Origin of the sequence: Paeniglutamicibacter sulfureus (assembly GCF_039535115.1) — a bacterium.
GTDB lineage: Bacteria > Actinomycetota > Actinomycetes > Actinomycetales > Micrococcaceae > Paeniglutamicibacter > Paeniglutamicibacter sulfureus.
On the sequence record NZ_BAAAWO010000001.1, the window covers coordinates 3366216 to 3387666 of the forward strand.

General features: G+C 66.2%; 14 protein-coding genes. 8 read left to right on the top strand and 6 right to left on the bottom strand.

Going from position 1 to position 21451, the window contains the following annotated elements; genetic code table 11:
* The first annotated feature begins 18 nt into the window (after positions 1 to 18).
* Positions 19 to 2469: a hypothetical protein gene (locus ABD687_RS15370; protein WP_310289882.1), complete on the top strand. Its 2451-nt coding sequence runs from the start codon at positions 19 to 21 to the stop codon at positions 2467 to 2469.
* Between the two features lie 412 nt (positions 2470 to 2881).
* On the opposite strand, the gene ABD687_RS15375 is transcribed toward ABD687_RS15370, so the two are convergent.
* Positions 2882 to 4453: a Na+/H+ antiporter gene (locus ABD687_RS15375; RefSeq protein ID WP_264269855.1), complete on the bottom strand. Its 1572-nt coding sequence runs from the start codon at positions 4451 to 4453 to the stop codon at positions 2882 to 2884.
* A 164-nt stretch (positions 4454 to 4617) separates the two neighbouring features.
* Positions 4618 to 6042 (bottom strand): CitMHS family transporter, encoded by a 1425-nt coding sequence (locus ABD687_RS15380; RefSeq protein ID WP_310289879.1) that lies wholly within the window; start codon positions 6040 to 6042, stop codon positions 4618 to 4620.
* Positions 6043 to 6252: 210 nt separating this feature from the next.
* Between ABD687_RS15380 and ABD687_RS15385 the strand changes: the two genes are divergently transcribed.
* Together ABD687_RS15385 and ABD687_RS15390 are read left to right on the top strand one after the other, a co-directional pair.
* On the top strand, positions 6253 to 7977 hold the full coding sequence (locus tag ABD687_RS15385) for a sensor histidine kinase (RefSeq protein WP_310289875.1): 1725 nt from the start codon (positions 6253 to 6255) through the stop codon (positions 7975 to 7977).
* Complete coding sequence (locus ABD687_RS15390; RefSeq protein WP_310289872.1) at positions 7974 to 8639, top strand: response regulator transcription factor; 666 nt, start codon at positions 7974 to 7976, stop codon at positions 8637 to 8639. The genes ABD687_RS15385 and ABD687_RS15390 overlap by 4 nt, the downstream gene beginning before the upstream one ends.
* A gap of 10 nt (positions 8640 to 8649) precedes the next feature.
* On the opposite strand, the gene ABD687_RS15395 is transcribed toward ABD687_RS15390, so the two are convergent.
* Entirely contained in the window at positions 8650 to 9126 is a 477-nt protein-coding gene (locus ABD687_RS15395) for a hypothetical protein (protein WP_310289871.1), read from the bottom strand.
* A 48-nt stretch (positions 9127 to 9174) separates the two neighbouring features.
* Positions 9175 to 10080, bottom strand: a complete 906-nt coding sequence (locus ABD687_RS15400; RefSeq protein WP_310289869.1) for a 3-methyladenine DNA glycosylase — start codon at positions 10078 to 10080, stop codon at positions 9175 to 9177.
* 190 nt (positions 10081 to 10270) lie between these two features.
* Here ABD687_RS15400 and ABD687_RS15405 point away from each other — a divergent pair, with 190 nt between their 5' ends.
* A complete protein-coding gene (locus tag ABD687_RS15405) occupies positions 10271 to 11656 on the top strand; it encodes an HNH endonuclease (RefSeq protein WP_310289866.1) in 1386 nt (461 codons plus the stop codon).
* 119 nt (positions 11657 to 11775) lie between these two features.
* Here the strand turns inward: ABD687_RS15405 and ABD687_RS15410 are convergent, their stop codons facing one another.
* Positions 11776 to 13062, bottom strand: a complete 1287-nt coding sequence (locus ABD687_RS15410; protein ID WP_302263158.1) for an aspartate kinase — start codon at positions 13060 to 13062, stop codon at positions 11776 to 11778.
* 436 nt (positions 13063 to 13498) lie between these two features.
* Between ABD687_RS15410 and ABD687_RS15415 the strand changes: the two genes are divergently transcribed.
* From ABD687_RS15415 to ABD687_RS15430, 4 genes are all read left to right on the top strand, one after another.
* On the top strand, positions 13499 to 14278 hold the full coding sequence (locus tag ABD687_RS15415) for an IclR family transcriptional regulator (RefSeq protein ID WP_264269952.1): 780 nt from the start codon (positions 13499 to 13501) through the stop codon (positions 14276 to 14278).
* Positions 14279 to 15307: 1029 nt separating this feature from the next.
* Entirely contained in the window at positions 15308 to 17191 is a 1884-nt protein-coding gene (locus ABD687_RS15420) for a BCCT family transporter (protein WP_264269863.1), read from the top strand.
* A gap of 79 nt (positions 17192 to 17270) precedes the next feature.
* Positions 17271 to 18164, top strand: coding sequence for a formyltetrahydrofolate deformylase (gene purU / locus ABD687_RS15425; RefSeq protein WP_302263367.1), 894 nt, complete (start codon positions 17271 to 17273; stop codon positions 18162 to 18164).
* 24 nt (positions 18165 to 18188) lie between these two features.
* The gene (locus tag ABD687_RS15430; RefSeq protein WP_310289860.1) at positions 18189 to 20681 is read left to right on the top strand and encodes a GcvT family protein; all 2493 of its coding nucleotides are present in this window, start codon (positions 18189 to 18191) and stop codon (positions 20679 to 20681) included.
* Between the two features lie 22 nt (positions 20682 to 20703).
* On the opposite strand, the gene recR is transcribed toward ABD687_RS15430, so the two are convergent.
* Positions 20704 to 21366 (bottom strand): recombination mediator RecR, encoded by a 663-nt coding sequence (gene recR, locus ABD687_RS15435; RefSeq protein ID WP_302263156.1) that lies wholly within the window; start codon positions 21364 to 21366, stop codon positions 20704 to 20706.
* Positions 21367 to 21451 lie beyond the last annotated feature (85 nt).

Consider the following 21451-nt stretch of genomic DNA (forward strand, 5'->3'; position numbering starts at 1 on the left):
CTTCTCGGGGCTGTCACCGTGGTTTTCGGAACCACCGGGCTCGTGAACATCGCCACCCAACCGGATTCCGAGGTCCGGATCCTCGTTGAGGGCCAGCAGCCGTGGAACATCTCCCGGGAAACGGTCGAAGCCGCACTGGACCGACCAGTCGCTTCCTGGCAACCGCTCACCCTCACGGTCACCGACCGGACGCTGAGTCTCGAGGAACAGCAGGGAAACCTCGCCCCGGGCACCGATATCCTGCTGAGCACCAAGCTCCCGAAAGCCGCAACGATCGATAACTACGACGGCTCGATCAGGCGAGCCCAAGCCCGCGACAAGGTGGCAATCCGCCCCTTCTTCGAGGATCCGGCCCAAAACCTCGCCGTCGGCCAGGGTATCCACGATGCATACCAGGCCAATGTCGGAATCGGCCACGGGCCACTGGCAGTCATCGCCGCGGCACAAGAAGCATCCCGGCACCTCGACCACGGGTCTCCGCCTTCGCCCTGGCCCTGGATCATGGCCACCGCGCTGGGCCTGGCGCTGACGGCGTTCGCCCTCTCAAAGGCACAACGCCGCCGTTCCCGGTGGGGGGCCCGCTTCCGCCGGCTCACCGCCGCGCAGCGCCAACTTGCAGGCGTGGTCCTGGAGCTCGAAGCCCTCGAGGTGACCTACCTCGCCGTCGACCCGGGGCAACGCCCCCGCGGGTTCACTGCCGCTTGGGCCAAGGTGCGCAAGGCGTCGCTGGACTTGGCGCGCACCGAGGAAAAGGTCGTCGCAGCGGTGCATGCGCGCGGCAGCGGCATGACACCGGAAACCGCCCGAAAGCTCGAAAGATTCGAATCCCTGGTGTCGCAATTGGCCGCATCGGCCGACGCCGTGATGGGTGCCGGTGCCGTCATTGGACGCTTCCGCGGCGGCGAAAACACCTTCCAGCGGTTGACCGCACCGCTGGCATTCGCCACCAGGGAACTATTGGCGCGCCTGCGCGCCGCCCCGGCCGGCGCGATCGATCCGCGGGCCGTCACCGACCTTGAATCCGCATTGGACGCCCTGCTTGCGGCAAGCACCGGCAAGACGGGCGGGTCCAAACATGCCGTGCGCGCCTGGGACCAAGCGGAGCGTGTACTCAAGCGCCAGGCGCATGCGCTCTCCCGGAAATTGGGCCGCCCGCGGAGGTTGCGCCGCATGCTTCGGCGACGACCTTTGGCGGCCCCGAGGCCCGCCGAAGACCTGAGCGTGTTGCGTACGAGCCTTGGCTTGACTCCCCAGGGTTCGCGGCTGTCCCTGAACGCGGTGGACGAGGTGAATGCCATGGCCCGCGAAGCGATCGGCAGGCTCCCTGAATTCGATGACGCAGCGGAACCGGCGCGCGGCAAGACCCCGCTGCATCCCTCACTCCGCACGGGCGTCCGCCGGAGCGCCAAGGTGCTCGCCGGCATCGTCCTGGTGCTGGCCTCGGCCATGCTGAGCTCGATGGTCATCGTCGGTATCGAAGACGTGGCCGAAGCCGTGCCGACCGGAAACCGGCCATTGCAGGCATTGCGCTTTGAGCCCGACGACAGCAAATTCGACGTGGATGAAATCCGCCGCGGCCTCCCGGTCGATTTCACCGAAGACCTCGTGGTGACGGTGGTTGCCCGGGACGCTGAGGATGAGCTGCAGCTCACCATGGACCCCGAGGTCCGAGCGAAGATTTACGACCCCTCCGACCCTTTCGCATATACCCGTTTCGACCCCAAGCTGCTGGTGGAATCCATGTGGACGATCAAGGCCCAATACCCCCACTTGGTTGACGAGGGCAGCGGGGAACTGCTCCCCGGAGAGGTGGTGCTGCCCGTGTGGTTCTTTGATGACGGATCCACCACGGCGCCCGCGTGGTTGACCTCGGCGGTCGCAACCGGCGTAACTGCCGCGCTGGGCAGGTTCGACTGGAATACCAACCGTTTCACCCCCGAGATGTCACCCGAGTGGGCGGTGTCCAACACCCTGGATCGCCTGGCGAGGGTTCTGCCGCTGAACGACCAGCGGGAGCTGGACTCCAATTTGGATCCCCTGTTCTGGTTGCTGTTCCCGACCAATGGGCTTGTTCTGGTCATCGGTTACCAGGTGCTTCGCTACGGCGGCAGCATGTCCATGCGCCTGGGCCGCTTCGGCAAGGGCGCTGCCAGGTTGCGCACCGTGCGCCGGGAACTTGAGGCCCTGACCATGGGGTTGGACGATTCGCGGCTCAATGCGGTGTTCATGGTCGATCGCGGCTCGGTCCCGCTGGCGGCCTCCGGCGACCAACGACTCTTCGAAAGTGCGCTGGCCGTGGCCTGGCGCATGGCCGGGGAACTCGCCGCCCGCCCGCTGGCCCAGCGCTTCGGCCCGGATTACACGGCGCAGATCCACAAGCTCGAATACCTGGTCTCGGTGCTATCCATGCGCGATGCCGATGTTGCGGGGCGTGCCCGAGCCCTGCTCGTGGCCGTGCGCGAGGCCTGATTGGCGGAATGCCGGGTGGCCGCCGGCTGTTTTTCTTCTCTGGCGCCGGCAACCATCCCTTTTCGCTGGGCGGAGTATGGGCGAGGACATCCTCGTCGACCTTTCCCGGCAGGGGCTTGTTCCCCGGATCGGGTTGAGGTCTTCGCACTTCGAAGTGATCCGTTCAATGGCCGCGCGTGGAGGGTACTCGTTGTTCCGGCAACCACCGACCTTGACCCCCCTCCCATGAGCTACGAAGGCCTCCCGGTAAAGCCCCTGAGGATGGAGCCCAGTCCGATTTCAGCGGAAGCCACGATTGGATGGCTGGAAGGCAGTCGGCTGCCCGGGCGAGCCCCTGCCTTCATCGACCTTGCACTCCACCGTGCGCCGTCACTTGCACCCGATCCTTTGGAGGGTGGGACCCGACGAGCTGTCAGTGGTCCAGCGTGACGGTGCGCAGGTCCAAGCGGCGCAGCACCCTGTCCACGAGTTCGGGGTCATTGCCCGGTTCGTTGCGGGCCTTGAGCATTTCCTCGCGTGCGGCATCAAGTGCCTCGCGCTGGACATCGTCCATGATGGTGAGGATCTGCTTCAGGCGCAGCATCTTTTCCGGGTCCTTCTCGAAGTCGGCCTCGAGAATGGTGTGCAGCGAGGACATGCGCCGGGCCAGGGACTGGCGGCGTTCGGCAGGAAGGGCCGCGGCGGCCTTCGAGCGCTTCATGGTTTCCAGCGCGACCTTCTCCGCCCGCCGGGCCAGTGCACGCTGGGTCCGCTCTTCGACGGCGTGGTCATTGGGAAGCTTGAGCGCCCGCATCAGGGCCGGAAGCGTCAGGCCAGGCAAAACCAGCGTCACGATCAGCACCGTGCAGGCCGTTGCCACCACGAAGTTGCGCCCCTCGAGCGGTTGTCCATCGGCCATGGTCGAGGGGAGGGCCAGTGCCAGCGCCAGTGTGGCCAGCCCGCGCATCCCGCACCAGGAGAGCACCAGGACTTCCTTGAGCGATCCGGGAGTCTTGTTCTTGCGTTCGGTCCCGCCGATCTTGTACATGGCCATCATCCAGCCGAAGCGCACCAGCACGACGGTGGCGCAGATGGCCGCGATGCCGGGGATGAAGGTCAGCAGGTTCTTGCCCTCGTCCTGGATGATGTAGCGCATCTCGATGCCCACCAGTCCGAAGGCGACGCCGGTGGTCAACAGCTCCACCACGTCCCAGAAGGCGGTCCGGGTCAAGCGTTCCTCGGAGTCCTGCGGGCGGGCCCTGCGCCCCAGTTCCAGGGCCGTGACCACCACGGCAACGACGCCGGAGAAGTGGACTTCCTCGGCCAGCAGGTACACCGCGTAGGGCGCCACCAGCGTCGCGGCCGAGCGGGCCACCAGGTTCGGGACGAAGCGGTTCAGGGTGCCGATCAGCCAGGCCATGGCCAGGCCCAGGACGATGGCGCCGGCCGCGCCGATGAGGAACTTCGGCACGACGTTCCAACCGACCTCGCCTCCGCTCATGGCAGCGGCAACGGCCGCCTGGAAGATCACGATGGCCATGGCGTCGTTGAACAGGCCCTCGGTCTGCAGAACCGTGATGAGGCGGCGGCGCATCTTGACCTTGCTGGCGATGGCCTCCACCGCGACGGGATCGGGCGGGGCCACGATGGCGCCCAGTGCGATGGCCAGCGGCAAGGCCATGGACGAAACCATGAGCCAGGCGACACCCGCCACGGCGGCGGTGGTCGCGAGGACCAGCAGCACGGCCAGCAGCACCAGCGAGCGCCACCGCAGCCGGAAGATCGACCAGGAACTGCGCTGGGCAGCCGCGTAGAGCAGCGGCGGCAGGAAGAGCGGAAGGATGAGTTCCGGGTTGATGTGGACCTCGGGGATGAACGGCAGGAACGCCGCCCCGGCGGAGAAGAGCAGCATCAGGATGGGGTAGGGCAGGCGCATTCGTTCGCCCAGCCCGACCACCAGCACCGTCCCGAACAGCAGGCCGACCAACAGCAGCAGGAATTCCATGGGTGTCGCCTCACTCTTTCGCGTATCCCTAAGCTTTTCACACGTCGGTTTCGGCGAGGTTAAGCGCCACCTGTGTCACTGCACGCAGGCAGAGGGGGCGGAGGTCGGTTTCCCGTCCTCCGCCCCCTGGTGCGGTGCGTTGCCGTGTCAGCGTGAGGTGCTTCCTAGCCGATGCCGATGGCGCCGGTGAGCACGCCGACGGCGAGCATCACCAGGGAGACGACCAGTGCGCGCCAGAGGACCTTCTTGTGGTGGTCGCCCAGGTCGACCTTGGCCATCGAGACCAGCAGCAGGATCGCGGGAACCAGCGGCGACTGCATGTGGACCGGCTGGCCGGTGATCGAGGCGCGGGCCATGTCCACGGCGGGGATGCCGTAGTGGGCTCCCGCCTCGGTGAGCACCGGCAGGATGCCGAAGTAGAACGCGTCGTTGCTCATGAAGAACGTGGCGGGGATCGAGATGATGCCGGTGAGGATCGCCAGGTACGGGCCCATCGAGGTGGGGATGACGTCGACCAGCCAGGCGCTCATCGCGTCGACCATGCCGGTGCCCGAGAGCACGCCGGTGAGCACTGCGGCGGCAAGCACCATGGAGACCACGGCGATCACCGAGGAGGCGTGGGAGGCAATCATCTTGGCCTGGTCGGAGATCTTCGGGAAGTTCACCAGCAGGGCGACGGCGGTGCCGACCATGAACAGGTAGGACAGCGGCATCAGGTCCAGGATCAGCAGCACGAAGATGGCCACGGTCATCGAGAGATTGAACCAGAACAGCTTCGGGCGCAGGGTCTCGCGGGTCGGGTCCAGGACCGTGCCGTTCATGGTGGCGGTTTCGGTGCCGTCGCCGCGCACTGCAACCTTTTCCAGCAGGGCGACGCCGCGGCCGCCTGCAGGGGTCTGGGTGTTTCCGGAGTCGGAGGAGCCGGACGTGCCGCCGGTCATGACCGAACCCGGGCCCCAGCGCAGCGGGTCTTCGCGCTGCAGGCGCTTGCGCTCGGAGATGCCCATGGCCCAGGCGAAGCCGAAGACGACAACCAGGCCGACTGCCAGTGCCGGGATCATCGGGACGAACACTGCCGAGGCGTCCACGTGCAGGGCGGCCGCGGCGCGGGCGGTCGGACCGCCCCAGGGGACGATGTTCAGCGTGCCGTTGGTCAAACCTGCAACACAGGTCAGCACCACCGGGCTCATGCCCAGGCGCAGGTAGATCGGCAGCAGCGCCGCGGTGACCACGATGAAGGTGGTGGAGCCGTCGCCGTCCAGGGAAATCAGGCCGGTGAGCAGCGCGGTGCCCATGACGACCTTGGCCGGGTCGTTGCCGACCAGCTTCAGGATGCCGTCGACCAGCTTGTCGAAGAGCCCCACGTCGATCATGATGCCGAAGTACATGATGGCGAACATCAGCAGTGCGGCGGTTCCGGACATGGACTTCACGGCGTCCATGACCATGTCGCCGAGCCCCAGGCCGGCGCCGGCAAAGAGGCCGAAGACGGTTGGCACGATGATCAGCGCCAACAACGGGGTCATGCGCTTGGTCATGATGAGCGCCATGAACGTGGCGACCATCAGGAACCCGAGTGCTACCAGCATGGGGGGTCTCCTTCTAAAGATGGTGCGTATTTCTACGCGAGTGATGGGAGTCGGTGCCTGTGGGGGCCGGAAGCGTTGGCCGCCCGATGCACCGCGGATATACACGCTACGTGGTGCGCATCACGCCAGTGTGGTTGTGCCCACAAAGCACCCTTCTTCCCCTAAATCCTTTTTTGCTCATAAAGCCCACGAAGGTCCTAAACTGGTTTCATGCCCCAAGAGCCAAAGCCCTCCCGCGGTTTCGCCGCCCGGATCATGGGCCTGCAATTTGCGGTGGTGGGAATGATGATCCTCGCCGCTGCCGCCGGCGCCATGTGGGTGACCGTGGAACGCGTCAACGAGCAGGCCCAGGAGCGCGCCCTGGCCATCGCCCGCACGCTCGCCGCCGACCCTGAGATCCGGGCACAGGTGAAGGGCCATGCCGACGACGACAACTCGCTCGACGCCGCGGCCCTGCGCGCCGGGTACGTGCAGCGTGCGGCGGAGGCGGCGCGCACGCGCACCGGGGCCTTCTTCGTGGTGGTCACCGAGGACCGCGGGATCCGGCTGGCGCACCCCACCGAATCCCTGTTGGGCCAAAGGGTCTCCACCGATCCCGTCGCGCTGTCGGGCCAGGAATCGGTGTCCCGCGAGCACGGCACACTGGGCGAATCGGTGCGCGCCAAAGTGCCGGTCTTCGCGCCCGCTTCGGACACGGTGGTCGGGGAGGTCAGCGTCGGGGTCGGGATCCAGGAACTGGCGGCCCGGCTGCGCGTGGCCGGCTTCTGGGTGTTGGGGCTGGGGCTCGCCGCACTGGGCCTTTCCGCGGCGTCGACGCGCTGGCTGGTGCGCCGGCTCAAGGCCCAGACCCTGGGGCTGGAACCAGCCGAAATGGCGCAGCTGCTGCGGGACCGCGACGCAGTGCTCTACGGCGTGGCCGACGGCGTCATCGGCATCGGCCCCGACGGACGGGTGAGCGTGCGCAACCGGGCGGCGCGGATCATGCTGGGGCTGCCGCACCGCCACGAATCCTCCGACATCATCGGGCTGCCCTATACCGAGGCGAAGTTGCCCGCGCCGTTGGTTGCCGCCATCGCCACCTGCGACGGTGCAACGCTTCGCCTGGAAACCGAGCGCGCAGCGCTGGTCGCCACCGTCCACCCGGTGCGACGCGACGGCACCGACCTGGGCCAGGTGGTGTTGCTGCGCGATGTCACCACCATCGAGACCCTGGGCTCGCGGCTGGACGCGGTGGAGACCATGGCCTCGGCATTGCGCGCCCAGCGCCACGAATTCGCCAACCGGCTGCACACCATCTCCGGGCTGCTGCACCACGGGGACGTGGACGAGGCCCGCGACTACCTCGGCGAGGTCATCGCCTCCGGGCCGGTGCGCGAGCCGGTGCAGAACCTCGAGGCCATCGAGGACACCTACCTGCGGGCCTTCCTCGGGGCCAAGGGCGTCCAGGCGTACGAGCGCGGCGTGGTGCTGCGCGTGGGGGATGCCAGCGCGCTCTACGGAAGCCTCATCGACGCCCAGGACGCCACCGCGGTGCTGGGAAACCTGATCGACAACGCGCTGCGTGCGGCGGTGGAGGGCCCGGCCCCGCGCTGGGTCGAGGTCGACCTGCTGTCCGAGGGCTCCACGCTGCACCTGGCCGTCGCAGATTCCGGGACCGGAGTCGAACCCGGGCTCGACGTCTTCGCCGAAGGGGTCAGCACCGGGGCGCTGCCGGGCTCCCCGGAGCGCGGGCAGGGCGTGGGGCTGCCACTGGTGCGCCGCCTGGCGCGCACCCGCGGCGGCGAGGTCTGGATCGCGGATCCCGGCGGGGCCCGCGCGGACGGCGCGGGACCCGGGGACACCGAACATCGCACCGCCGGCGCCGTATTTGCCGCCCGCCTGCCCGGGGTGCTGTCCACCGATGCAGGATCTCCCGAAAGGACCAATGCACGATGAACGAGAACACCGACTACAAGGTCCTGGTCGTCGACGACGACTTCCGGGTGGCGGCGCTACACGCCGGCTACGTCGATTCGGTGCCGGGCTTCCGCGCCCTGGCGCCGGTGCACGATGCCCGCATGGTGCCGCGCGCCGTGGCCGAGCAGCAGCCGGATTTGCTGCTGCTGGACGTCTACCTGCCCCAGGGCTCGGGCCTGGACCTGCTGGCCACCCTCGACGTGGACGCCTTCGTGCTCTCGGCTGCCACCGAGGTCGATGCGGTGCGCACCGCCATCCGGCGCGGCGCGCTGGGATACCTGGTCAAGCCGTTCGACCCGAAGGTCCTTGCCTCGCGCCTTCGGGCCTACGCCCGCTACCGCCGGCAACTGGACACCGCAACCGGGCTGGACCAACAGGCCATCGACCGGGCGCAGCGCACGCTGCTGGCCGGTGAGGAAGGTGGCACGGCCGTGGCTACGCCCACCGAGCAGGCGGTGCTCGCCGCGGTTGCCGCCGCGGGGGAACCTGCCACCGTCATGCAGGTGGTCACCGCCGTGGGGATTTCCCGCGCCACGGCCCAGCGCTACCTGGCCAACCTGGTGCAGGCCGGATCGCTGCGCCTGGAGCTGGCCTATGGCAGCCGGGGCAGGCCCGAACACCGCTACCTGGTGCAGGGCTGAGGCCCCCTCCCTATTGCAGTTGCCCTGAAGGTTGGTCGACCAGTAGCGCCAAGGCGGCGGTCCAGTCGGAAATCGCGCAGCCGTCATGCAGGTCGAAGGTGCGCTCCACCGCCTGCCCGTCCCGCGTGCCCGTCACCCGTGCGATGGCCGGACCGCCGTATTGCTGGGTGCACATCCGCGTGGCGCCCGCCGCGGGCTCGGTGAGCAGCTGCGGGTGGGCATCCACCAGCGCGCAGGCCGCAGCGGCCCGCGGGTGGTTGCTCCGTTCCAGGGCGACGGGCCCGTCGCACAATAGGTGGAAGTGCGCGCTTTCAGCGTTTCCGTCGGCCCGGATCGAGATCTGCAGGTCGGTGTCCTGGCCCTGCCCCTGGCTGGAAGTCGACGCGCTCGGCGATCCGCCGGTTCCGCCGCCGCCGGCGCACCCGGAAAGCAACGCGACGGCACCAAGGAGCAGCGCGGGGAGAAGCGAATGGTTCCTGTGCCGCATGGAGTTGCCCTCCAATCATGCGTCGGCCGCCGGTGGCGGCCGGTACCTCTAAGTCTGTGGCAACGGCAGTGATTGGGCAACGGCCAGTAGGCGATCGCGCAGCACCTGCGCCCGATCGGCAAAGTCCTTCTGCAAGCGAACGTACTCGGCCTTGCCCGCGGGAGTCTCGATGGCGATGGGCCGGTGGCCCCAGTCGGCCAGGTCGTAGGGAGAGGCCTGCATGTCCATGGTGCGGATGTCCCACGCCAGTTCGAAGCAGTCCATGACCAAGTCGCTCGGCACCGCGGGGGTCAGCTTGTACGCCCACTTGTACAGGTCCATGTTGGCGTGCAGGCACCCGGGCTGCTCGAGGTCCCGCTGGGTTTCACGGGTTGGCTGCAATTCATTGAGCGGCACGGCCTCGGGGGTGTAGAACCTGAACGCATCGAAGTGGGTGCAGCGGATCTTGTGCTCCTGGACCACCGCATCGGTTCCCGCAGAACCCAGGCGCAGGGGCAGGTATTCGTGCCTGATCCCGTTGTCGGCCGATTTGTAGGCCATGGCCCATTCGTGCAGGCCGAAGCATGCGAAATTGGCCGCTCGGGTGGCTGTTCCGGCCAGGATGATGTTGGCGAACCGGATCGCCTCCGTGCGGGTTTGCGCAAACGCCTCGAGGTCCACCGTGTAGCCGCGCTCGCCGGTCGACTCGTCAACGACTTCGCGATAGAACTTCCAGTCTCTGCGTTCCGTGGCGCTCTCCCCGGATAGCACCACGCCGGGCCCCGGATGCCAGCGATAGAGCTGCCCAGGCTTCTGTGTGTAATAGGTAAAGAGGAAGTCCTCGATCGGGTGCTTCTGGCGCTTCATCCTGCGCTCCGTGAACGGTTCGCCAAAACGCTTTGCGCGCACCTGATGAGCGGCGGCGGACGACAGCCACTGCTCTTCGGGCAGCCAGACAAGCGAGGAGGAGAGCATCCATTCATTATCGCCGCGCCGACCGGGAAACCCTTAATTCTTGAATCACACCCTCCGATTCAGCGACCTTTGTCAAGAATCCCGCGCAGGATTGTGGACAACCATAAAGCGCATTTGACATGAGCCTTTGGGGTAATTTTCTTTGTTTTTTGCCCTTCTTTTCGAAGGTTTTCGGGCGTAGAATGGAGGTATGTTCGATGAATATCCCAGCGGATATTCCATAGACGAACCTCCCGACGAATACTTTCCTGTCGCACCCGCACCCGCACCCGTGGCCTGCCTCCCGCCCGTGCCGGGGCGATGCCACGAGGATGACCTGGCGTTCCTGAGATACGTGCGCGACGGGTTGGCGGCCCTGGACACGGATGGCACCGCCAAGGAACATCACGAAAAGATCGCCCTGGCCGAGGAGATCAAGAGCGCCGCGGCCGGCGCCCAGGTCATATCCGCAACCCTCATGGAAGCCGACGTCGTGGCCCGGCGCACCGAGGCCGGCGTGCGGGAAAACAACCCGTCCTACGGGGTCGGGGCACAAGTCGCCCTGGCACGCCGCGAATCCCCGGAACAGGGCAGGGCCTTCCTGGGCTTATCCGGCCGCCTGGTCTCGGACCTGCCATTCACCCTCATTGCCCTGGTGCGCGGCAAGATCGGCGAGTCCCAGGCGCGGACCATTGACCGCGAAACCGCGAACCTGCCTTCGGCGCAGCGCGGCGAGATCGACGCGGCACTGCTTCGCGATCCGGAAGGGCTCAAGGGCCTGTGCGTGCGTGCCGTCGTCGACCGGGTCCGCCGGCTCGCCTACGCATACGATAGCTCCGACGCGCTGACGCGCCTGGAAGAGGCCAAGTCCTGTCGGTACCTCGCGGTGTTCCCGGCCCGGGACGCGATGATGCAGGTCGCCGGGATGCTCTCTGTCGAGGACGGGCTGGCGATCCGCCAGGCCCTCACCCTCGAAGTTGACAGGCTCAAGGCGGCCGGGGACACCCGGACACGGGCCCAAATCATGGTCGACGTCGCGGTGGACCGGATCACCGGCAGGTCCACCGCTGAAGGAACCCAGCTCATGTTGTACCTGGCGATGTCCGACCGGACCTTGCTCCAGGGCGGCAGCGAGCCGGCGTTCCTAGAAGGCTACGGCACTGTCCCCTCCACCTGGGCCAGGAACCTGGTCGGCGGACGCGAACCGCAGGACCGGGAACGCCGCCGCTCCCAGGTGGCCCTGAAGCGGCTCTACACCCACCCCGACACCGGGGCCCTAGTGGGCATGGACTCACGCTCCCGCCAATTTCCCAAGGCGCTCAAGGACCTGATCCGCATCCGCGACCAGTACTGCCGCACACCCTACTGCAACGCACCGATCAAGCACTTCGACCACGTGGTCCAACACAGCCGCGGCGGACCGACCAACGAAGCCAACAGTGCCGGACGATGCGCCGCCTGCAACCAGACAAAGGAACAGACCGGCTGGGAAGAACAAGTGCTGGACACCGGCGGGCGGCACACCATCCTGATCACCACCCCCACCGGGGCCCAATACACCTCCACGGCACCCGCCCTGCCCGGCACCCCCGCCTGAACACCGCAGAGTTCCGCCGCCGCACCACGCCCACCACCAAAAACGGTCCGCAGCACCGAAGGCACGCCCCTTGGCGTGCCCCGGTGCCACGGACCGCGTGGCGTTAAGGCATATGTACCTTAGCGGCCGGTGCCGCCGTAGACCGTTGCCTCGTCCTCAGCATCCAAGTCGAATGCCGCGTGGATGGCTCGCACCGCGGCATCGAGCTTGTTGGCGTCGGTGACGATGGAGATTCGGATTTCCGAGGTGGAGATCATGTCCACGTTCACGCCGGCCTGGTGCAGGGCCTCGAAGAACGTGAAGGAAACGCCCGGGTTTGAACGCATACCTGCCCCGATGAGCGAAAGCTTGCCAACGTTCTCGTTGTAGGAGATGTCCTCGAAGCCGATTTCCTCCTGGGCGGATCGCAGGGCCTCCTTGACTTGCTTGCCATCGACCATGGGAAGCGTAAAGGAGATATCTGTGCGGCCCGAACCTGAAGTCGAGAAGTTCTGGACGATCATGTCGATGTTGGCGTGGGCGCCGGCAATGACCCGAAAAATCTGTGCGGCCTTGCCGGGGATGTCGGGCACGCCAACAATCGTGACCTTGGCTTCGGAGCGGTCGTGGGCGACACCGGAAATGATGGGCTGTTCCAAGGGTTCTCCCTCTTGAATCTTGATCTGGTCATCGGGGCTGGGCATAACCCAGGTTCCCTCATTGGTGCTGAACGAGGACCGCACGTGAAGCGGAACCCCGAAACGACGCGCATATTCAACGCAACGCAGGTGAAGGATTTTGGCGCCGGAGGCGGCCATCTCCAGCATTTCCTCGCTGGAAATGGTGTCGATCTTGCGGGCCGCCGGAACCACGCGGGGATCGGCGGTGTAGATGCCATCGACATCGGTGTAGATCTCACAGACATCGGCACCCAGTGCGGCGGCAAGCGCCACCGCGGTGGTGTCCGAACCGCCGCGACCCATGGTCGTGATGTCGTTCGATTCCTTGCTCATGCCCTGGAACCCGGCGACGATGGCGACGTAGCCGCGATCGATGGCGCGGCGCACGCGCTGCGGCGAAACCTCAATGATGCGTGCCTTGCCGTGGATGGCATCGGTCATCATGCCGGCCTGTGAGCCAGTGAAGGAAGCCGCCTTGGCACCCAGGCCGTCGATGGCCATGGCCAGCAGGGCCATGGAGATGCGTTCGCCTGCAGACAGGAGCATGTCCATCTCGCGGGCGGGGGCATCTTCGGTCAGTTGTTCGGCGAGGTCGAGTAGTTCATCGGTGGTGTCGCCCATGGCGGAAACCACCACGACGACATCGTGGCCGGCGGACTTGGTGTCAATAATCCGACGGGCAACACGTTTGATGCCTTCGGCATCTGAAACGGAAGATCCGCCGAATTTCTGGACAATCAGGCTCATGCGTCAGCACACTCCATGGGACGGGAACAGGTGGGACTTCAAAGGGCGCGACAATAATTGGCCCAACCCCCATATTAGCCATTGTGATGCACCGGGACGCCAATGCGTGACCGATCTAGGTCATAAAGGGTGGTTTGGCTGGTCTATTTGCTCGGTTTGGTGTCGGCGAGGTCACCTCGTCCGGAAGACTGGTCGGCCCCACGCGGCGAGGGGGTCATTTGGTAACGGATTGGACGAAAGCGTGATTTGAGCAGCTTGCCAAGCCGGTATTGCCGGCTCGTCGCCGGGGCTTCCAACCCGCCTTGGCGCTGGGCGCCGGGGCGATGGCGCGCACCTTGCCGGGGCCAGCGCATAAGCTGGACGAAAGCGACCAAGTATGAAGATGAACGCAAAGGACGGCAGGCCCTTGGCAGTCGATAAATCCCATCGCCCGGAAATGGACGACGACGATGCCGTGCATGGGGGTGTCCAATCGGTGGACCGCGCCCTGGCCATCCTGGAAATCCTCGGCCGGGACGGAAGTTCCGGGGTCGGCGAAGTTGCCGAAGAACTGCAGATCCACAAGTCCACGGCTTCCAGGCTCTTGGGCTCGCTGCTGGCCCGCGGCATGGTGCAGCAGAACACCAATCGGGGAAAATACGAGCTGGGATTCGGCATCCTGAAGCTGGCCAGCACCATTCCAGGCCGGCTTTCACTGGTGGCTCTGGCCCGCCCGGTCATTGAGGCCTTGGCCGAGCAGTACAAAGAGACTGTCAACCTTGCCGTGCTGCGCGAGGAATACGCGGTGAACGTGGACCAGGCCATGGGCCCTTCGACCCTGGCGACATATGACTGGCTGGGCAGCCTCACCCCCCTGCATGCGACCTCCAGCGGCAAGGTCCTGTTGGCGGGCCTCAGCTCCGATGAACGGGGGCGGATCCTGAAAGCCACCAAGCTTCCTCAGCGCACCGCCAAAACCATTCGGACCCGGACGGCTCTGGAAAAAGAACTGCTTCAGGTCGTGAAGGACGGTTACGCTCAGGCGCTCGAGGAGTTCGAGATGGGCATCAATTCCTATGCGGCGCCAGTGCGCAACCACCTCGGCGTGGTCGTTGGTGCCATCAGCATCTCGGGCCCTGCCTTCCGCTTCGCCCCCGAAATGGAGCCCGGTCTGCTGGAGGGGCTCAAACAGGCAGGACTGCAGGTCAGCGCGTCGCTTGGCTACACCGCCGGCTGAGGCTCGCCGGTCGATGATGTCGGCGCACTCCGTGCGCTGCTGACGACGTGCCGGGCTGCATGACCGACGATGGCCTTCCATCTGGCCATCGCGTCGTGGTCGATACCACGGTCATCAACCGAGGTTTGTGATGCCAGGGTCCTGGCTCGCACCAAGTCTCCCGGGCGAATCCCGGAAGATCCCATGATGTCGTCCTGGAGGGACGGCCTCCCTTCCCTGCCCTCATGCGGCGCCCGGGTTCCCGATCTATCCGTACCAGAGAAATTGGACTCCGTGACCTTTCCCGGGGTGATTCGCGTACGGCGGAGATGCAATCGCAGTGGTCCTGCGAATGGCCGCAGATGATCATCAGCCGGCTGGCTAACCCCTGACTTCGGGGCATTCGGGAAGTCGGTTCGATTTGTACTGGGACCTCTGTTTCCCAATTGCGTAATAAACATCAAGCATCTGTAGGCGCAACTCTTCTACTGTTACGCCAATGCGTCGCCTGGGCCAGGTTCCACAACAAAGGGGTGATTCCGGTGTGGCGCGACGCAGGGCGGCCCCAGAGTCGGGATGGCCGGAAGGAAAAAGACCTAAACCTCTTGACACCCTTCTGTGGCGTGCGCCACAGTTGTTGCACAGGGCGAAGGCTGTTGATCATAGCGAGACTGAATCGCCGCCGAACCATCGAACGAAACAGCCGAAAGGAAGTCGATGCGCGATGCACGAAGCCTGTCCATCGAAACGGTTGTCCCGCAGTGGCGCCCTTCTGGACAAGCCGGCCCTGATTGCCGCAATGCCTATCGACGGCGCTGGGCTGCTCGCCAGCTACTGCACCTGAACGCAGGAGGCCCCTGTTCACCCGGTTGCAGGCTCGCATCCAATACGCCACGGTCTTGCAAAGCTCCACCACGGGCGACGAAGCCACTCCGATGCCCCGATTTCCAGGACTGCAATCCCGCGGGATAGCGGTTCTCTCGGCGGGTGACCGCCCCCGGTCCACGGACCAAAGACACGTTCGCATTCACCAGGCAAAGGAAAACACCCATGGCAGTGAACACCGACGAGACCATGTCCGAAGAACCGGACGTGCCCGACGAGTACGTGGTCGAGGATCCGGTCGCGGGTTCCGCGCCACCAGTTGACACCGCCATCCTGCAGGAGCTCAGGGACGGCGAATCGGAGCGGAAGGCAACACGGATGATTCCGCGCCTGCCCGAGGGACTGGACAAGGTCACTTTCGGGGTCGCCGGGGCCTTCGCGCTGGCCTTCGTCATCTGGGGCCTGGTCAAAACCGCCTCGCTCTCGGCGGCCTCGAACGCTGCACTGTCCTGGGTCACCGAGAACACCGGCTGGTTTTTTGTTTCGCTGGCCTCGTTCTTCGTGATCTTCGTGCTCTGGCTGGCTCTAGGCCGGTTCGGCAACATCCCGCTGGGGCGTGACGGGGAAAAGCCGGAGTTCCGCACTGTCTCCTGGATCTCGATGATGTTCAGCGCCGGCATGGGAATCGGCCTCGTTTTCTACGGGGTGGCCGAACCGCTCTACCACTACGTCTCCCCGCCACCGGGAACGGTTGACGGGAGCACGCCCGAGGCCATCCAGACGGCCATGGCCACGTCGATATTCCACTGGAGCATCCACCCCTGGGCCATGTTCGCGGTGGTCGGCATCGCCATGGCCTACTCGACCTTCCGGCTGGGTCGCCGGCAGTTGATCTCCTCGGCCTTCACTTCCCTCTTCGGTCCGCGGGTCGAAGGGCCAGCCGGCAAGATCGTGAACATCCTGGCCATCTTCGCCACGCTCTTCGGCACCGCCGCCTCGCTGGGGCTCGGGGCCATGCAGATCGCCAGCGGCATCGAATTCAACGGCTGGGTCGGCAAGGTCGCCTCGCCGGTGCTGGTTGGGGTCATCACGGTACTGACCGTCTGCTTCGTGCTTTCCGCGGTCTCGGGGATCTCCCGGGGCATCCAGTGGCTGTCCAACATCAACATGGTCCTGGCCCTGTTGCTGGCGGTGCTCGTGTTCGTGTTGGGGCCCACGCTGCTGATCCTCAACCTGATCCCGTCGGCCATCGGCGACTTCGTCCGGGACCTGCCCTCGATGGCCTCGCGCACCGAGTCCGCCGGTGACGAGTCGGTGCGGGCGTGGATGTCGAGCTGGACCATCTTCTATTGGGCCTGGTGGGTGTCGTGGGCGCCGTTCGTGGGCATGTTCATTGCCCGGATCAGTCGCGGACGCACCATCCGCCAGTTCGTCACCGGGGTGCTGCTGGTCCCGTCGCTGGTCTCCGTTATCTGGTTCTCGATCTTCGGCGGCGCCGCCTTCGACATCCAGCTCAAGTCCGCAGCTTCAAACGGGGCGTCGGATTCGATGGTGAGCATGGTCGACGGGGAACCCTCCATCGACTTCGAGGGCGCCATGTTCGACTTGATCCAGCACCTTGGCGCCAGCCCCGGGGTCACCTTGGCCATTGCCATCCTGGCCATGGTGTTGATCGGCATCTTCTTCGTCACCGGCGCAGACTCCGCCTCGATCGTGATGGGCTCGCTGAGCACCAATGGGCGCTTGGAACCCTCCAAAGGCGTCATCGTGTTCTGGGGAGTGCTCACCGGGGCGGTTGCCTCCATCATGTTGCTGGCCGGCGGGGACAATCCCGGACAGGCGCTGAACGGGCTGAAAAACATCACCATCGTCTCCGCTCTGCCGTTCGCTGCCGTCATGTTTATCTTGTGCATCGCCCTGGTCAAGGACCTGCGCCGCGATCCGCTGGCACTTCGCAGGAAGCTGGCCGACTCGGTGGTCGAACGGGCCATCCGCAGCGGCGTGGACGAACACGGCGGAGTGCCCTTCGAACTGGTGACCAAACACGACTGCACCGAGGCCTGCGACGCCGAAGACCGCTGCCCTGGCCGAGGCGCCGACGGCGCATGAGAACGTCCGCAATCCACACACCAATATCCAGCCACAACCAACCACCTTTCAACGAGCCAAGGGAGCAAACGTGAGCACCATGATCCACGAGACGGCAGTGACCCGGGATGCCACGCACCCGCGCAGCATTCGCTTCGTCCTGACCCTTTCCTGCCCCGACAAGCCCGGCATCGTGCGGGCAGTGACAGGGTTCCTCGACGACCGCGGGTTCGACATCGCCGAGCACCAGCAATTCGACGACCACGTCGGCGGCCGGCTCTTCCTGCGCACCGCACTGGCCGGGGGGAACCCGGATGACACCGCCGAGGAGCTGGAAACCGCGTTCGGACGGCTGGCAGGTGAGTTCGGCATGGACTTCGCCTTCCACGACGGGCGCGCCCAGCGGGTGCTGGTCATGGTCTCGAAGTTCGGGCACTGCCTCAACGACCTGATCTACCGCTGGCGCACCGGAACCCTCGGCGCCGAACTGGTCGGCGTCGTCTCCAACCACGAGGACCTGCGCCCCATGGCCGAGGCCGCCGGGCTGCCGTTCATCCACATCCCGGTCACTGCCGACACCAAGCCCGCAGCAGAGGCCCGGCTCCAGGAGGTCATCGCCGACCACCGGGCAGACGTCGTGGTGTTGGCCCGCTACATGCAGGTGCTCTCCAACGAGCTGACCCGGGCACTGCACGGACGGGCCATCAACATCCACCACTCGTTCCTGCCCGGGTTCAAGGGCGCCAAGCCCTACCACCAGGCCTATGAACGCGGCGTGAAGATGGTGGGGGCCACCGCGCACTACGTCACCGAGTCCCTCGACGAAGGCCCGATCATCGAACAGGAAGTGTTTCGGGTCGACCACGTCCCGGACGCCGACGCGCTGGCACGGATCGGGCGCGACGCCGAGGCCCAGGCCCTGGCCCGCGCCATCACCTGGCATTGCCAGCACCGCATCCTGCTCAACAACACCCGCACCGTCGTCTTCCGCTAAACACCCCCGAAAAGGAGCATTTCCATGAACCAAGCACCCCGCGTCGTCATCATCGGGGCCGGCATCGTCGGCGCGAACCTTGCCGACGAGCTGGCGACCCGCGGCTGGGCGAACACCACCGTCATCGAGCAGGGACCCCTGCACCTGGCCGGCGGCTCCACCTCGCACGCGCCGGGACTGGTCTTCCAGACCAACGCCTCGAAGTCGATGACCGAGTTCGCCGGCTACACCGTCGAAAAGCTGCTGTCCCTGCAAAAGGACGGCACCTCCTGCTTCAACCAGGTCGGAGGGCTGGAGGTCGCGACCACGCCGGAACGGCTCGAGGAACTCAAGCGGCGGCACGGCTTCGCCACCTCGTGGGGACTTGAGTCGAGGCTGGTCGACGCCGCCGAATGCAAGAAGCTCTACCCGCTGCTGGAACAGGAGGTGGTGCTTGGGGGCTTCCTGGTTCCCTCCGACGGGCTGGCGTCCGCGGCGCGGGCGGTGCAGCTGCTCATTGAGAAGTCCACCGCTGCCGGGGTGCGGTTCCTCGGGGACACGACGGTCACAGGGATCGAGCAGGACGGCGGCAAGGTCACCGGGGTGCGGATCGGGGAGGACGAGGTCATCGAGGCCGACATCGTGGTCTCCTGCGCCGGGTTCTGGGGTCCGGCCATCGGGGAAATGATCGGGATGGACGTGCCGCTGCTGCCGCTGGCCCACCAATACGTCACCACCGACGCGCTGCCCGAGCTTGCCGGGCGCAACGAGGGCCCCAACGGGGCGACGCTTCCGATCCTGCGCCACCAGGACAAGGACCTGTACTACCGCGAGCACGGGGATAGGATCGGCATCGGCTCCTATGCCCACCGCCCGATGCCGGTGGAGCTTCACACGCTGGCGAAAGTGCCGGCCGACCGCATGTCCGAACACGAGATGCCGTCGCGGCTGGACTTCACCCAGGAGGACTTTCTGGACTCCTGGGAGGATTCGAAGGTGCTGCTGCCGGCGCTGGGCGACAGGTCGATCGACGACGGCTTCAACGGGATCTTCTCCTTCACCCCGGACGGTGGCCCGCTGGTGGGCGCCGCACCGGAGCTGGAGGGCTTCTACCTTGCCGAGGCCGTCTGGGTGACGCACTCGGCCGGCATCGCCCGCGCCATGGCCGAGCTGCTCATCGACGGCCAGTCCTCCATCTCCCTGCACGAGGGCGAGGTGACCCGCTTCGAGGCATTGCAAACCACGAAGGAATACGTCAGCGAGACCTCCCAGCAGAACTTCGTGGAGATCTACGACATCCGCCACCCGCTGGAGCCGCGCACCTCCCCGCGCGACCTGCGCTCGAGCCCGTTCCGCGCCCGCCAGGACGAACTCGGCGCCTTCTACCTGGAATCGGCGGGCTGGGAACGTCCGCACTGGTTCGAGGCGAACCGGCACCTGGTGGATACCCTGCCCGAGGCCTGGCGCGGTCCCGAGCGCGACGCGTGGTCGAACCAGTTCCATTCGGAGATCTCTGCGGCCGAGGCCTACACGACCCGCACCGCCGTGGCAATGTACGACATGACCCCGCTCAAGCGCCTGGAGATCACCGGCCCCGGGGCCCTGGCCCTGCTGCAGCGGCTGAGCACCGGCAACATCGCCAAGAAGCCCGGGGCCGTCACCTACTGCCTGCTGCTGAACGCCGACGGCGGGATCCGCTCGGACGTGACCATTGCGCGGCTGGGGGAGGAACGCTTCCAGCTCGGCGTGAACTCGAACATTGACTTCGACTACTTCACCGTTGAGGCGCGGCGGCAGGCAGCCGCGGACCCCGCGGCGTGGGCCCACGTCGCTGACATCACGGGAGCCACCTGCTGCATCGGGCTGTGGGGGCCGCTGGCCCGCGAGGTCATGGCCAAGGTCAGCGACGACGACTTCTCCAACGAATCACTGAAGTACTTCCGCAGTGCCGAGGTGGTCATCGGCGGGATCCGGGTCACCGCGATGCGCCTGTCCTACGTGGGGGAGCTTGGCTGGGAACTCTACGCGAGTGCCGAGACCGGGCAGCGGCTCTGGGACGTGCTCTTCGAGGCAGGGGCCGAACACGGGATCATCGCAGCAGGGCGCGGGGCGTTCAACTCCATGCGCTTGGAGAAGGGCTACCGGCTCTGGGGCACCGATGTGACACCCGAGCACCACCCGTTCGAGTCCGGCCTGGGGTTCTCCATCGCCAAGGGAAAGACGGGGTTTGTGGGGGCCGACGCGGTGGATGTGCTGCGCAACAAGCCCTCCACGCGGGCGCTGCGCTGCCTGACCGTCGACGACGGGACGTCGATGGTGCTGGGCAAGGAACCGGTGTACCTCGATGGTGCCCCGGCCGGGTATGTCACCTCCGCTGCCTACGGCTACACCGTGGGCACGCCGCTGGCCTACGCCTGGCTCCCGGCCTCAACGGTGGAGGGAGACCAGGTGGAGATCGAGTACTTCGGCCGCCGGATTCCCGCCACGGTGGCGGCAGATCCGCTCTTCGATCCGAAGATGGAGCGCCTGCGCGGCTAGGCGGGGCACCCCGCCGGCCGGATCAGGAGGCGGAAACCGCTTCCTGATCCGGCAGCGGGGTACGCACCAGGGGTGCGGCGGGTGCCGCCGGCGCGGTGTTGCGGCGGCCCTCGATGGCGCGGGCGAGGGTGACCTCGTCGGCGTACTCGAGGTCTCCGCCCACCGGCAGCCCGGAGGCCAGCCGGCTGATCTTGATGCCCAGCGGGCGCAGCGTGCGCACCAGGTAGGTGGCCGTCGCCTCGCCTTCCAGGTTGGGGTCGGTGGCCAGGATGATCTCGGTGATGCGCTCATCTCCCAGGCGGGCGATCAGCTCGCGGATGTGCAGTTGTTCCGGGCCGATCCCGTTGATCGGGTTGATGGCCCCGCCCAGCACGTGGTATTTGCCGGTGAAGGCGCGCGAACGCTCGATGGCGATGACGTCCTTGGACTCCTCGACGACGCAGATGATGTCATCGCCGCGACGTTCGTCCCGGCAGATCGAGCAGGTCTCGGACTCGGAGACGTTGAAGCAGACGGTGCAGAACTTTACCCGTTCCTTGACCACGGAGATGGACTGGGCCAGGCGCTTCATGTCCTCCGGGTCCGCCTCGAGGATGTGAAAGGCAATGCGCTGGGCGGACTTGGGGCCGATGCCCGGAAGCCTACCCAACTCGTCAATCAGTTCCTGGACTGCGCCTTCGTACACTTGGATTCACACTGCCTAATCTTGCTGTTCCTGGGAATTACGGTTCCGTGCAGCAGACACTACACGTTCGCGGCGACGCTTCACC

Coding starts and splice junctions, on each gene's coding strand:
- ABD687_RS15375 (WP_264269855.1), bottom strand. CDS start 4,453: ATGGAATTCCTGCTGCTGTTGGTCGGCCTGCTGTTCGGGACGGTGCTG.
- ABD687_RS15380 (WP_310289879.1), bottom strand. CDS start 6,042: ATGCTGGTAGCACTCGGGTTCCTGATGGTCGCCACGTTCATGGCGCTC.
- ABD687_RS15385 (WP_310289875.1), top strand. CDS start 6,253: ATGCCCCAAGAGCCAAAGCCCTCCCGCGGTTTCGCCGCCCGGATCATG.
- ABD687_RS15390 (WP_310289872.1), top strand. CDS start 7,974: ATGAACGAGAACACCGACTACAAGGTCCTGGTCGTCGACGACGACTTC.
- ABD687_RS15395 (WP_310289871.1), bottom strand. CDS start 9,126: ATGCGGCACAGGAACCATTCGCTTCTCCCCGCGCTGCTCCTTGGTGCC.
- ABD687_RS15400 (WP_310289869.1), bottom strand. CDS start 10,080: ATGCTCTCCTCCTCGCTTGTCTGGCTGCCCGAAGAGCAGTGGCTGTCG.
- ABD687_RS15405 (WP_310289866.1), top strand. CDS start 10,271: ATGTTCGATGAATATCCCAGCGGATATTCCATAGACGAACCTCCCGAC.
- ABD687_RS15410 (WP_302263158.1), bottom strand. CDS start 13,062: ATGAGCCTGATTGTCCAGAAATTCGGCGGATCTTCCGTTTCAGATGCC.
- ABD687_RS15415 (WP_264269952.1), top strand. CDS start 13,499: ATGGACGACGACGATGCCGTGCATGGGGGTGTCCAATCGGTGGACCGC.
- ABD687_RS15420 (WP_264269863.1), top strand. CDS start 15,308: ATGGCAGTGAACACCGACGAGACCATGTCCGAAGAACCGGACGTGCCC.
- purU (WP_302263367.1), top strand. CDS start 17,271: ATGATCCACGAGACGGCAGTGACCCGGGATGCCACGCACCCGCGCAGC.
- ABD687_RS15430 (WP_310289860.1), top strand. CDS start 18,189: ATGAACCAAGCACCCCGCGTCGTCATCATCGGGGCCGGCATCGTCGGC.